The sequence below is a fragment of the Alcaligenes sp. LTN-3 genome, from assembly GCF_059735605.1.
Window position 1 is genome coordinate 59,061 of the sequence record NZ_JCAPDN010000002.1, and the last position, 12,962, is coordinate 72,022.

General features: G+C 56.9%; 12 protein-coding genes. 7 read left to right on the top strand and 5 right to left on the bottom strand.

The annotated features are described in order from the left end of the window. Positions 1-45 precede the first annotated feature (45 nt). Positions 46-1,239: a multidrug effflux MFS transporter gene (locus tag AC6I6N_RS08485; protein ID WP_094195387.1), complete on the top strand. Its 1,194-nt coding sequence runs from the start codon at positions 46-48 to the stop codon at positions 1,237-1,239. A 6-nt stretch (positions 1,240-1,245) separates the two neighbouring features. On the opposite strand, the gene AC6I6N_RS08490 is transcribed toward AC6I6N_RS08485, so the two are convergent. After that, a complete protein-coding gene (locus AC6I6N_RS08490) occupies positions 1,246-1,815 on the bottom strand; it encodes a DMT family transporter (protein ID WP_125277333.1) in 570 nt (189 codons plus the stop codon). A gap of 89 nt (positions 1,816-1,904) precedes the next feature. Between AC6I6N_RS08490 and AC6I6N_RS08495 the strand changes: the two genes are divergently transcribed. Together AC6I6N_RS08495 and AC6I6N_RS08500 are read left to right on the top strand one after the other, a co-directional pair. Then, complete coding sequence (locus AC6I6N_RS08495; protein ID WP_497943417.1) at positions 1,905-2,801, top strand: LysR family transcriptional regulator; 897 nt, start codon at positions 1,905-1,907, stop codon at positions 2,799-2,801. A gap of 170 nt (positions 2,802-2,971) precedes the next feature. Further along, positions 2,972-3,946, top strand: a complete 975-nt coding sequence (locus AC6I6N_RS08500; RefSeq protein WP_108728266.1) for a FecR family protein — start codon at positions 2,972-2,974, stop codon at positions 3,944-3,946. Between the two features lie 34 nt (positions 3,947-3,980). Here the strand turns inward: AC6I6N_RS08500 and AC6I6N_RS08505 are convergent, their stop codons facing one another. Both AC6I6N_RS08505 and AC6I6N_RS08510 read right to left on the bottom strand, forming a co-directional pair. Next, a complete protein-coding gene (locus tag AC6I6N_RS08505) occupies positions 3,981-5,540 on the bottom strand; it encodes a TerC family protein (protein ID WP_094195391.1) in 1,560 nt (519 codons plus the stop codon). 71 nt (positions 5,541-5,611) lie between these two features. Further along, positions 5,612-5,962, bottom strand: coding sequence for a hypothetical protein (locus AC6I6N_RS08510; protein WP_159063888.1), 351 nt, complete (start codon positions 5,960-5,962; stop codon positions 5,612-5,614). A gap of 261 nt (positions 5,963-6,223) precedes the next feature. Here AC6I6N_RS08510 and AC6I6N_RS08515 point away from each other — a divergent pair, with 261 nt between their 5' ends. Genes AC6I6N_RS08515 through AC6I6N_RS08530 form a run of 4 tightly spaced genes read left to right on the top strand, consistent with a single transcriptional unit; the run spans position 6,224 to position 10,733 of the window. After that, positions 6,224-6,961, top strand: coding sequence for a sterol desaturase family protein (locus AC6I6N_RS08515; RefSeq protein WP_094195392.1), 738 nt, complete (start codon positions 6,224-6,226; stop codon positions 6,959-6,961). After that, positions 6,958-7,872 carry a fatty acid desaturase gene (locus AC6I6N_RS08520; protein WP_094195393.1) on the top strand — a complete coding sequence of 305 codons (915 nt, stop codon included), beginning with the start codon at positions 6,958-6,960 and terminating at the stop codon, positions 7,870-7,872. The genes AC6I6N_RS08515 and AC6I6N_RS08520 overlap by 4 nt, the downstream gene beginning before the upstream one ends. Positions 7,873-7,886: 14 nt before the next feature. Then, the gene (locus AC6I6N_RS08525; protein WP_094195394.1) at positions 7,887-9,797 is read left to right on the top strand and encodes a beta-ketoacyl-ACP synthase III; all 1,911 of its coding nucleotides are present in this window, start codon (positions 7,887-7,889) and stop codon (positions 9,795-9,797) included. A gap of 3 nt (positions 9,798-9,800) precedes the next feature. After that, positions 9,801-10,733, top strand: coding sequence for a DUF6999 family protein (locus AC6I6N_RS08530; protein ID WP_125277340.1), 933 nt, complete (start codon positions 9,801-9,803; stop codon positions 10,731-10,733). A gap of 92 nt (positions 10,734-10,825) precedes the next feature. On the opposite strand, the gene AC6I6N_RS08535 is transcribed toward AC6I6N_RS08530, so the two are convergent. Next, positions 10,826-11,668 carry a branched-chain amino acid aminotransferase gene (locus AC6I6N_RS08535; RefSeq protein WP_108728264.1) on the bottom strand — a complete coding sequence of 281 codons (843 nt, stop codon included), beginning with the start codon at positions 11,666-11,668 and terminating at the stop codon, positions 10,826-10,828. A gap of 112 nt (positions 11,669-11,780) precedes the next feature. Further along, complete coding sequence (locus AC6I6N_RS08540) at positions 11,781-12,887, bottom strand: DUF418 domain-containing protein (protein WP_108728263.1); 1,107 nt, start codon at positions 12,885-12,887, stop codon at positions 11,781-11,783. Positions 12,888-12,962 lie beyond the last annotated feature (75 nt).

Below are 12,962 nucleotides of genomic sequence, written 5' to 3' on the forward strand. Positions count from 1 at the left end.
ATCCCTGCGCCAGTTCTGGCGCCCTCCTGTTTTCCAAAGCTATCTATGAATTACCGCAAGCTGACCTTGGTGTTGGCGGCGTTGGCGATGCTGGGGCCTTTTGCTACCGATGCCTATCTGCCGTCATTTCACCGCATCGGTGTTGAATTTTCCGTTGACCAGTCAATGGTTCAGCAGACCTTAAGTCTGTATCTGTTTGGTTTTGCCTTCATGAGCCTGTTCTGGGGCATGTTGTCCGACAGTTTCGGGCGGCGTCCCGTGATTCTGGCCTCCCTGATCCTGTTCTTGATCGGGTCCGTGGGCTCGGCGCTGGCCCCTAGCTTTTCCTGGCTGTTGTTCTTCCGTTTGATCCAGGGCTGTTCGGCTGGTGCGGGGCGGGTCGTCGGTCAGGCCCTGGCGCGCGACTGTGTACAAGGGGTGCAGGCCCAGCGCTTGTTTGCCCACATCACCATGGTGTTCAGTTTGGCGCCCGCTCTTGCTCCGGTAATGGGAGGCTATTTAAGCAGCTATTCGGGCTGGCGTTCCGTGTTCTGGATGCTGACGGTACTGAGCATCGGCCTGATTGCGCTGTGTTGGCGACAACTACCTGAAACCTTGCCCGTGGCATCGCGCCAGCCCTTGAAACTGTGGGTCATTTTGGCCAATTATGCACGCGCCTTGAGCAATGGCCGGTTTGTGCTGGCCATCTCGGCCATTGCATTCGCTTTTGGTGGTTTTGCCTTGTACATTTCGTCAGCGGCCAGCTTTGTGATTGGTGTGCTGGGTCTGACAGAAACCGCCTTTGCCTGGCTGTTCCTGCCCTTTATTGGGGGTATGTTGGGCGGCTCCATTCTGAATGCTCGCTTTGCCGAAAAATTGGCCCCGGCACGCATGATTCGTCTGGGCTTGTCCATCATGCTGGCTGGTGCAACCTTTAACACCGTGTATAACCTGCTGTTCCAGGCTGAAGTGCCTTGGGCGGTGATGCCTATTTTTGTGTACGCCTTTGGCATGTCGATGGCCTTGCCAGGCATGACGGTGGTGACCTTGGGCACCTTCCCCACCATGCGCGGTCTGGCTTCCTCGGTACAAAGTGCCTGGCAAATGCTCTTGTTTGCCACTGTTTCTGGTGTAGTGGCTCCGCTGTTGTTCGACAGCGGCCTGTTGCTGGCCTTGGGCATGTTGTGTGCGGCTGCCTTGTCGGCCGGGTTCTGGTGGGGCAGCCAGTTCCGCTCCAAATCGACCAAGGCTTGCACCTAAGCGGGCTCAAGAGCGGGTGCTGCTTTTAGCGCCTGCACGGTGAGCAAGACTTGGATTGCCTTGCTGAGCGCCACTGTGATCCGCAGTGGCGCTTTCATTTTCAGCCGCTGCAGGCACGGATGGCGTAAACCATTGCACCAAGCCCATGCCAGCCAGAATCAGCAGCACGCCCACGATGCGTCCCATATGGACAGGGCGCGGGGTCAGGCCCATCAAGCCGTAGTGGTCGATCAGCATGGAGCTGAGCATTTGCCCGGCTACCACACAGACAATAAAGCTGGCCGCGCCCATGCGTGGCGTCAGGATCAGGGCGGCGCTGATGTAAATCACCCCGCCAATACCACCTGTCCATACCCACCAGGGGGCATGTGCCAGTTGTGCAGTCAGGGGAGCGGGGGCGCGCATCAGCCAGATTGTTGGCAGCACCAGCGCCGCACTGATACAGAGTGAGACCAGTGTTGCCCATAGCGGATGCCCCAGGACTTTACCCAGAACGGCATTGCTGGCGGCTTGAAACGGCACAGCCGATCCGGCAAAGACAGCCACCAACATACTGAATAAAACGGTACCCGGCATAAGCGCATCTCCCTAAGAATCAAAGCTCTATCTTGCACTATTCGTAATTCTTATTGAAATTAATAGTGTGCACAGTCATTATTCGTTCTATGAATGAGCTACGCCGTATAGACTTGAATTTAATGCTGAGCCTGCATGCCTTGTTGACCGAACAGCATGTGACGCGGGCTGCCAGGCGTTTGCATAAAAGTCAGCCCGCCGTCAGTCATGCTTTGGCGCATCTGCGCCAAGTGTTCAACGATCCTTTGCTGATACGTCGGGGTTCCCGCTTGGAACCAACCGCGCTGGCCTTGCAATTGCAGCGCCCGCTGGAACAGGCTTTAGAGCAATTAAATGGTTTGCTGGATACGGGCGGTTTTGACCCGGCCAGCGAACAACGTGAATTCCGTCTTGCCATGTCGGATTACGGTGCACAAATCGTTTTGCCTCCCTTGATGCGCTGCCTACGGCAAGAAGCGCCGGGGATTCGCTTGGCGGTCAGCCAGGCCAGCCGGGAAGCCATGTTGGCGCAGTTGCACGATGGCGAGATTGATCTGGCCCTGGGGGTGTTTTCGGAAATCCCGACCAGTCTGCAGGCGCAGACCTTGTTTGAGGAACATCTGATCTGTATTGCGGATCGGGCCAGCCTGGCTGAGGGGCAAGCGCCCGCTTTGGCAGAATGGTTACAGCGCCCGCATGTACTGCTGGCCATGCGTCCGGGAGGGGAAAGTGAAGTCGACAATGTCTTGAATCGACGCGGTCTTAAACGGCAAATCGTGTTGTCTTTGCCGCATTGGAGTGCTGCCGCTCAAGTACTGGCTGGCACGGACCTGATTTTGACAGTGTCCAGCCGCAGTGCCGAGCATCTGCGCGAGCAGGCCGAACTGGTGTTTTTCCAGCCGCCGCTGCCTATTCCCTCGGTATTGTTTCAGCAAGTCTGGCATAGCCGTCGCCATGCCGACCCGGGCCATGCTTGGCTGCGTCGGCAGATGATGCAGTGCTGTTAACACTGGACTTTACCCTTTATGACTGCCTGTGGCTTGACGGTAGGGCCTGCAGTTTCCGACAATTTACGCTTGCCCTTGAAATTTAATTTTTATCCGTTTAAACGGATAGGCAAAACGTTTTGGATTGCGATTTTCAGTCCTTGTGTCGTGCTTTTTGAATTGATTTGTTGATGAACCCTGCTAATGCCGTGAATCTGGATGAAGACACCTTGCACAAGGAGGCACGAGCCTGGGTCAGCCGCCTGAAAACGTCCTCGCTGACCTCTCGTCAGGCTCGGGAGTTGCGTCGTTGGTGTGGGCGCAGCCCGTCTCATGCGGCCGCTTTCGCCCACGCGCGCGAAATGTGGGATGCCACACCTCAAGACCGTGAACAATGGCTGCGCGAGGCCAAGTTGATGAAAAAACGCGGTCATCAGCCTTTGCGCCGTGCCTTGCTGGGTGGTTTGCTAGTGGGGGGTGGACTGTATTTGCTCGCCAAACCCCCTCTGCAACTGTGGCCCTCCTTGGCCGATTTACGTGCTGACTATCGCACGGGTGCAGGCGAGCAGCGGCGCGTCCAACTGATGGACCATGTTTGGCTGGATATGAATACCCGCAGTCGTTTGAATGTCAGTGACGACCCGCATTTGGGCAGGGTTGTGGCTCTGCTGGACGGAGAGGTGGAGGTGCGTCAGTCCGAGCGGTCGGCCTCGGTAGCTACGGTGTTCGCTGGCGCAGGCTCCATTCAGACTTTTAATGGCCGTACCAATATTCGCTATCTGAATGGCCAAACTCAGGTGACCTGTTTGTCCGGCAGTGCGCAGGTGGACGTTGGCGGGCAAGGCTATCGTTTGGGGGCCGGAGAGCAGTTGGTGTATGGACGCCATGCCATCAGTTCGGTGCAGACGGTTGCAGCGGAGAACTTGCCGTCCTGGCGGCAGGGCCGATTGGCTTTTCATGAGCAGCCCTTGTCACAGGTGCTGGCTGAGCTGAACCGCTATTGGGCAGGACATTTGATTTTGCGAGACGCCACGTTGGGCTCTGTATTGGTCAGCTTTGCGGTCAGTCTGGATAACTTGCCCGAGGTGCTGGAGGTCTTGCAGCAGGTATACGGCGTACAGGTGATGTGTTTGCCGGGTGGAATTGCTCTTTTGAGCCGTGCCTGATTGAAAATGGCCCGCTGTGAAGCGGGCCATTTCTTTACTCTTGTGTCTGCGCGGGTGTTTGCAAACGGCTGACGTGTACCGTTGCAATACGACGCTGGCTGACTTCGGTGATCTCAAAGCGCAAGCCTTCGGCCTCAACAACGGTCCTTACCGTAGGTAGGGAGTCCAGACGCTCAAGCAAGAAGCCGGCTACGGAGTTGAAGTTGCTGTCTTTCAAGAGCAAATCGTCTGCCTCTACCGCCTGGGCCAGCAAGAGCAAGTCGGTGCTGCCGTCCACCTGCCACAGATTGGGGCCAATTTGCTGAATGGCGGGCTGTTCGTCCTCGTCGGGGAATTCACCGGCAATGGCCTCGAGAATGTCGATAGGGGTCAGCAGACCTTCAATTGCCCCGTACTCGTCAGTGACCAGCACGAACTGGCCATTGGACTGCTTGAGCATGGCAATCGCGCTAAGGACATCCGTGTGCTCGTGCACGATGATGGGTTCGCGCAAGTCTGGCCACACTTTCACCTCGGGGTAGTTGTCCAGATCGGCCAGCAAGTCCTTGGCGCGGGCCACACCCACTACCTGGTCCAGATCGCCCTGACACACCGGCAGGAAGCTGTGCGGAGTCGCGCGCAATTGCTGGCGCAAGGTGTCGGTGGAGTCCTCGATATTGAGCCAGGTAATTTCCTGGCGAGGAGTCATCAAGGAGCGGATCGGGCGTTCTGCCAGACTGAGCACACCGCTGACCATATTGCGTTCTTCGGTGCGGAAAGTCTGCTCATTGAGTTCCAGTTGGCCGTCACTACCGCCGTCGTCCTTGTCTTGATTCTTGCGGTTGCTGAGCATGCGCAGCACGGCTTCAGCCGTACGGTCTCGCAAAGGGCGGCGCGATTGTGAGCGCAGCAGGCTGCGGTGGGCAATCTGGTTGAAGAACTCGATCAGAATAGAAAAACCAATGGCCGCGTACAAATAGCCCTTGGGAATCTTGAAGCCCAGGCCTTCGGCGGTCAGTGTCAGACCAATCATCAGCAAAAAGCTCAGGCACAGTACCACCACGGTGGGATGGTTGTTCACGAAGGTGGTGAGCGGTTTGGAGGCCCAGATCATCAAGGCGATGGAGATGATCACGGCCGTCATCATGACGGGCAGTTCGTCCACCATACCCACGGCGGTAATGACCGCATCCAGGGAGAACACGGCATCCAGGACCACAATTTGCGCCACGACCACACCAAAGCTGGCGTAAGCCTTATTGGTGCTGGCGTGGTGGCTGCCGCCTTCCAGGCGTTCGTGCAGTTCGCTGGTGGCTTTGAACAGCAGGAACAGACCGCCCAGCAGCAAGATCAGGTCCCGGCCTGAAAAGCTGAGTGGTCCGATAGAGAACAGCGGCGTAGTCAGGGTGACCAGCCAGGAGACGATGGTAAGCAGACCCAGGCGCATGATGAGCGCCAGAGACAGACCGATCAGGCGAGCACGGTCGCGCTGATGCGGAGGGAGCTTATCGGCCAGAATTGCGATAAAGATCAGGTTGTCGATGCCGAGAACAATCTCCAGCACCACCAACGTTAATAAGCCGACCCAGATGCTGGGATCGAGTAGCCATTCCATGATGTTGTCCTGTTAGACAGATAAATAAGTGCAAAAAAGCAAAAGAGCAGCGCGCGCAGGCACCTCAGAGATCAGAGGCGCGGTGGGCGATGCTCGGGGGCGAATTCGCAGCAAATAGTGGGTAGGGAATAAGCTGGGCAAGCCGTCGGCCAGGCATGCAGCCAAAAAGACTGTACCGGATAAGGCAAAGGCGTGTCTGCATGATCGGCGTACTGTTGCATGGGCGTATGCGCCAGAATGGCGCTGAGCTGCTGCAAGGGATGATTCCCGGAGGAGACGCGATGTTCCACAGACTCGGCTGCATCGGATTCGTGTTGAACGAATAAAGCCGATTGACCACCTTGCACGGTTGCGTGGTAGTGGGAGCTGTAAGCCTGCAGGGGAAGGATAAGAAGTAAGACGACGACGAACCAGCGTCTCATAGTGTCTAAAGGAAGTCGGTGACGAGTCAGTATATCGTATGCGGGCAGGTTCAAGACAAGTGCCTGATCAAGTTCTGTGTCCCCGAAGGGCGCGTTCAGTCTATCAGGCTCTGGAGAAATCCCGTTATGATTAATCTGGGCTGGCGCACGGTGGTATCACAAGGGTGGGCAGACCAAATGTGAGCAATTAGTAACCAAATTAACAAACGTAATCGTTCTGAGCGCGCTAGCATGAGCGCACTTTGTTACGTAGAGAGTGGAATGGGGCAGGCTTTTCAGGCCTTGAACGTCTGGCAGGTCATGGGCGTGGGCTTATTGTTTTTCGGCGGCATTTATTTGCTGTTCGCATTGGGCACTTTGGCGCTGACGCGTTGGCTTTGTCCTGCCTTGGGGTGGGGACGTCCCTTGGACACACGTCCTTTGCGCCCTGGGCAACTGCGCCGGGAACTGAAGCAATCCGGTACGGCCATTCTGATCTTCGGCACAGGCATGATTTTTCCCTGGGGCTTCTTGCAACTGGGCTGGGCGCATTTGACGCCCGATGCCAGCGCGACCCGTATTGCCCTGGAAATTCTGGCTCTGGTGATCTGGAACGATGTGCACTTCTGGATCAATCACCGCCTCCTGCATACCCGTTGGTTGCGCCGGTATCATGGCCCGCACCATTCTTCCGTTGTGGTGACGCCGTTCTCTACCTACAGTTTTCACCCGCTGGAGTCGCTCATGCTGGGCAATGTGATCTTGTTGCCCATGGTGGTGCATGATTTCAGTTTTTGGTCGCTCTTGTCCGTGCCTTTGTTCAGCCTGTTTTTCAACAGCATCGGCCACTCCAATTACGACTTTTTCCCCCATGTCTCCAGCCGCAACTGGCTGGCAGCCAGCCGTCGTCACCAGCGCCATCACGCGCAGTACAACGGCAATTATGGCTTTCAATTCAGCTTTATGGACCGCCTTTTTGGCACCCGCTTGCCCGATCGCCCCCAGGAGGCGCGCGGATGAGTGTTGCCTGGCGTTTGCGTCACCCGCGTGATTGGCAAAGCCTGTTGTACCTGATTGCCTACCCTGTGCTGGTGGTCGCGCTGTGGCGGGGCGGTTTCTCCTGGATGCTGTACGGCGTGCTGCTGTTTCTGACGCTGGGCATAGGCGTTATCAACCACAACCATCACCATTTGCGCATGTGGCGCGGCCGTCTCCCCAATCGCTTGACGGATTTCTGGCTGACTCTGGTACAAGGCCACCCCGCTTGCGTGTTCTGGCCTGCGCATGGACGCAACCACCATCGCTACAAGCATGGTGAAAAAGATGTGGCCCGCACCTACCGTTTCTGGCGGGGGGACACCAACGACACGCTGGGCTGGCTGATGCACCCCTTTGAGGCTGTGCCTGCGCTGTACCCCACGATTTTTAGCTGGCTGGGCAGCTTGCGCCGGCATTGGCCGGGCGTCTGGGCCTATTGCATGGCGCAGTATGGTGTGTGGCTGGCTAGCTGGACGCTGGCCCTGGCGCTGGACCCGTGGAAAGGTTTTTTGTACGTCATCGTGCCGCAGTTGCATGGTTTGCACTGGCTGCTGACCACCAATTATCTGCAGCATGCCCATGCTGACGGCAGTCATGAGGGTCGACATGGCGAACAGTTGGCCTATGCCCGCAATTTCGAGGGCCTGGTCAACCCCTTGCTCTTTAATATCGGCCTGCATGTGGCCCACCATGAACATCCGCGCACGCACTGGTCCGAGTTGACCGGGCTGCACGACACTGAATACCGAGCCCGCACCCCGGACGTCTTGAACGAAGGGGGACTGGTGCCTTATATGCTGCGTGTTTTTGTGCTGGGCCTGTTTGTGCCTCGCTACCGCAGCCAATCCTTGAACGCCGTGGACCAGACAGAGTGTCGGCGTGATTGCGTGTAATCAGGAGTATTTCTATGCCCGTGGCCTTTGAGCACGTTGTTATCCATCAGGCCCAGTGGTTTATGCCCGGCGAGCCGGTCGATAACACCGCCATGGATAACTTTATTGCCCCCTTGAATCGTATTTCGGGGCGTATCAAGCAGCGCATTCTGGCCGAGAACGGCATTCAACAGCGCTACTACGCCATTGGTGAAGATGGCAGTACGCGTTGGAGCAATACGGCTATGGCCGCCAATGCCATTCGCCGTTGCCTGGAGCAGGCGGGTTTGAGCATGAGCGACATTGGCCTGCTGGCCAGCGGCTCATCAGGGGGGGATTTGCTGATGCCCGGCTTTGCTAATGCGATTCAAGGGGAACTGGCGGCCCCCCCGCTGGAAGTGCATTCCGTACACGGGATTTGCGCCGCAGGAGTCACGGCTTTGCAGACGGTTGCCCAAGGTATCGAGTTGGGGGCGCATCGCCATGGCATGGCGGTGGCCAGCGAAATGCCTTCGCGCCTGTTTCGCCGCTCGCGTTTTGCATCACAAGATTATCAGGCAGACTTCGACGCGCATTTTTTGCGCTGGATGCTGTCCGATGGCGCCGGTGCGGCTTTGCTTAGCCACCAGGATCAGGTGCTGCCTACCACCCAGCCCGGCGTGCGTTTGCGTCTGCGCTGGATTCATCAAAAATCCTTCTCGGGTGATTACCCCGTTTGCATGCAGCTAGGTGCCGCCCGCGACTCCACGCGCAGCCATCTGGATTACGACTCCTGGGCCGACGCTGAACAGGCCGGTGCCTTGTCCCTGCGCCAGGACATTCGACTGCTGCCGCACTTGTTTGACATCGGCATTCACGAGTACGTGAAGCTGGTGCGCGATGGCTGGGTCGACCCCGAGCGCATCAGCCACTTCCTGTGCCATTACTCGTCCGAAAAATTCATGCCTGTAGTGGCCGATTTGCTGGAGCAGGCTGGCTTGGGTATCCCGGCCGAACGTTGGTACAGCAATCTGCGCTGGCGCGGCAATACAGGAGCCGCATCCATTCTGATCATGCTGGCCGAGTTCATGCGTGATCGGACCTTGACGCCCGGCGAGCAAATCCTGTGTTACGTGCCCGAGTCGGGCCGCTTCATGACGGCCTACATGCTGCTGGAAGTGGAAGCCTGCGATGCGCCGGCCCCAACCGTGTCCTACCCGTCTGCCAAGCAAGCGGTAGCTGCGTCCTGCGAGCAGGTGGATATTGCTCCCCCGCACGATCCGGCCACGGCCCCGCAAGGCTTGCGCGATTTGCTGACGCAATTGGCCCCCATCTGGCATGACTATCGTTCCCAAGTGTGGCGTACGCCTTTGCTGCGCAGCCTGCATGATGGCTCGATTCGCATGCAGGACTATCAAAAGTGGATGGCAGACTGGATTCCCCAAGTGCGTGAAGGGGCCAAGTGGATGCGCGAAGCCTGCGACTCCTTGTCGCCCACTTACGCACCGCTGGCCGAGCTGATTCGTCTGCACGCAGGCGAAGAGCAGGACGACTTCAAGATTCTGTTCGAGGATTATCAATATGCGGGTGGCACCGCGACCGAGATCGAGCAACTGACTCGTAATCCCGGTGGTCAGGCTCTGAATTCTTACCTGCATGCCTTGGCGGCCAGTCAGGACCCGATCGGTTTGCTGGGGGCGATTTATATTATTGAAGGCACAGGCCAACGCATTGTGCCCGCTTTGTTGCCCCTGCTGAAATCCTCGCTGTCGCTGGAACCGAATATGTACCGTTTCCTGCACTATCACGGCATGAACGACGAGCATCACCTGGCCCGTTGGTTGGTGGCGGTGGAATTGGCTCTGGATTGCGATGAAACAGGCCGCGCCGAGCAGATTATTATTGAAACCGCACGTCGCACCGCCGCCCTGTACCTGATGCAGTTCCAATACGCGAAAGAGTGTTAAGTCATGGATCAAATCCCGGATTTTTTAAGCAAACCGCATGACCCGCAGGATCCCAATCCCTGGCGGGCCCTATATCTGGATCGCAGCACGCCCCTGCCTGACGAGGTCAAGCAGGCCTGGCTGACCGACTCCAGTTCCTCATCGCGTCAGTATCTGCTGCCGTTCTTGCGGCCATTGGCACGCCTGATGATTGTGCTGATTCAAGTCGTTAAAACCTTTTTGCCACGCAAATGGTCGCACTCGGGCCTGCTGCACCGCATTCTGGTGTGGGGCCTGAAGCGTTTTGTCTCGCCACAGGCCAACTGGCTGATTCTGCGCCACTTCCATCTGGGTTCACAGGTGCTGGCCTTTATCGCCGCCAACTCGCCCACCCAGGTGCCGACTTCGCCGCTCACGCCCATGAACATCGACGAATTGCGTGATCACACTTTTGTGAAGCACGATTTGAATCTGTTCAATTTCGTGATCCGGCTCAATCAGACCTTGCGGGACAATAATCAGGAAATCGGCCCGCCGGAGCGGGTGGATTTTTCCATGATCCAGCCCATACCCCTGGCGCTGGACGACATGCCGCAAGGCCCGCTGAACAAGATGGATCTGCAAAGCGCCATTGAACTGTTCACGCCCTTGTATCAGTTGCTGCTGACCGATAACGACTTCTGGCGTGCGGCCAATTCCTTGCAGTTGGACGAGACGATCGGGATTTATGCTGCCAAGATCCTGCAGGCGCCCGAGCACCTGATTCTGCTCAACAATGGCCATCCTTTGGTGCCTATGTCGACCTTGCGAGCAGGCTACCGCTTGGTGCTGCACGGCTTGTCGACCGAGATGCTGCATAGCCTGCTCAATCAGATGAAGCAGGCACAAGCGCAAGCAGAAGGGGACCAAGCGCCGGATTTGGGGCAGGGCGATAGCCCGGTTTCTCCCGTCGTATAAAAATAAAAACGGCTCAATAATGAGCCGTTTTTCATTGGGCGCACTGCCTATTTTTCAGTAATGTAGGTGGCCGCTTGGCTACCTCTTGAGACTTAGTTGCGCTCGGTATAAGCCATGTACAGCTCGCGAGCACGGGTCTCAACCGGGCCGTGCGCATAGTGGCGATCGTCAATGCGATTGCAGTGCAGGACCTTGCCGTAATTGCCGGTACTGAATATCTCGTCCGCATCCAGCACGTCTTGCGGTGTCAGGCTGACTTCACGTACGTCAAGGCCATCGTCGCGCAGCAGTTGCATGACACGTCGGCGGGTAATGCCGTTCAGAAATGTGCCGTTTAGTTCGGGCGTCAGCACGACGCCGTCACGCACAATCCACAAGTTGGCGACGGCAAACTCGGCTACCTTGCCTTTGGAGTCCAGCACGATGGCGTTGTCAAAACCCCGTGCGCTGGCATCGCGCAAGATACGTTGGGTGTTGGGGTACAGGCAGGACGCCTTGGCATCGGTGGGAGCCATGGAGGGGTCTGGGCGCAGGAATTCGCTGAACGTGGCGCTAAAGCCGCTGTCTTCCGGCATGGGGGATTCAAAAATATGAATGGCCAATTGGCTGGTGGCTGGATCGGGCTGGATGAAACCGCCGGGCGCGAAATATAGCAGCTTGATGTAGTAATCCGTGGAGTGGGATAGTTTTTTCAGGCCCTCATGCACCAGGTCCACGGTTTGCTGGGGCGTCATCACGGGTTCCATACCCAGGGTGATGGCCGAGCGGTTCAGGCGCTCACAGTGCAGATCCAGATCCGGAGTATGGCCGTGGATGGAACGGGCACCGTCAAATACGGTCGTGGCCATCCAGAAAGCATGATCTGTGGCGCCAATCAAAGGCGCGCTGGTGTCGCTCCATTGGCCATTGGACCAAGTGATTTCATTGTTACTCATGGGACATCACTCCTGATTTTATTGTGGCGTAGTGGCAATTCATTTTTGCCGTCCTCGTATTTCCAGTACACATAATAGAGAGCAAAAAACGATTTGGGGTGGTGTCAGCGTGCTATCTGATTTTTTGGGCACCGTAGGTGATGCGTCGTAGCACCGCTTCCAGCGGGCCGCGCCCCCAGTGCTGGGCAATCAGGCCCGTCAAAATCATGGCCAGCAGAGCCAGTGCAATGGCGATTGGCAATAGTGCGGCATTGCCAAAAACATCAAACAGATTCAGGCCATAGCTGCTAAAAATCAGCCCGGCCAAAATGCCTTGGGTCACATAGGCGCTCAGCGAATTGCGGCCTGCTTCAATCAAGACATTGGGCAGTCTGAACCATTGCCCGCAGCGCAGCAATAGATAGAGATACACGGCTGACAGCATGGGGGCACCTATCGCAATGCTGAGCAGGCCAATCAGTCCCATCAGGTTGGTTTCGTAGGCCACCAGGGCGCTAAAACAATTGATGGCCAAAGCCAGCGGCAAGAGCCAGGGCAGGGCGCGTCCCAGCTTGTGTTGTCCTGCACTACGATGTGTAAAGAAATTGCTTTTGGCTGCAGCCAGTCCCAGCAACATGGCTCCGAACGCCAAAGGGCCTTGATACAGGAACATGAAAGCGAAGGCATTCGGCCATTCTTTCAGGCGCGCCAGCGTGGCTTCGGAGAAGGCTCCACCCAGGGAGTAAACCGGGGCCATGTCCTCTGTACTGGAGAGCAGGTAAACGATCAGTCCAATACTGATAATTTCTATCAGCACCATCAGCAAGGCGACCTTGACCAGCCCACGCGCAGAGAGCGTGCGCAGCGGCCAGATCAGCACACCCAACACCGAGTAAAGCAGCAGGATATCGCCAGTAAATACCAGGGTTGCGTGCAAGCAACCCAGCACGGCCAGGCCGAGCATGCGACGAAAATAACGGCGGCTCAGGGGAACGCCAGCACGTTCGGCAGAGCGTGCCTGGATTTCGATGCCCCAGCCAAAAATCAGCGAGAACAATAGGAAAAATTTGCCCTGAAACAGAAATTCGATCAGGAAGGCAGCGGTATGGTCATAGGTGGTGGAGATGTTTATCGGGTCACTGTCGCTCAGTGCCAGATAGGGCAGGTTCACGACACAAATGCCAATCAGGGCAGCGGTGCGAATCAGGTCGATGGAGGAGTTGCGAGAGGCCGAAGACATAGGTGTTTATTGTTTGAGCGCTTGTTCAATGTCATAATATTGAGCGATTGCTCAATGTGTCAATAGGGGACAGGT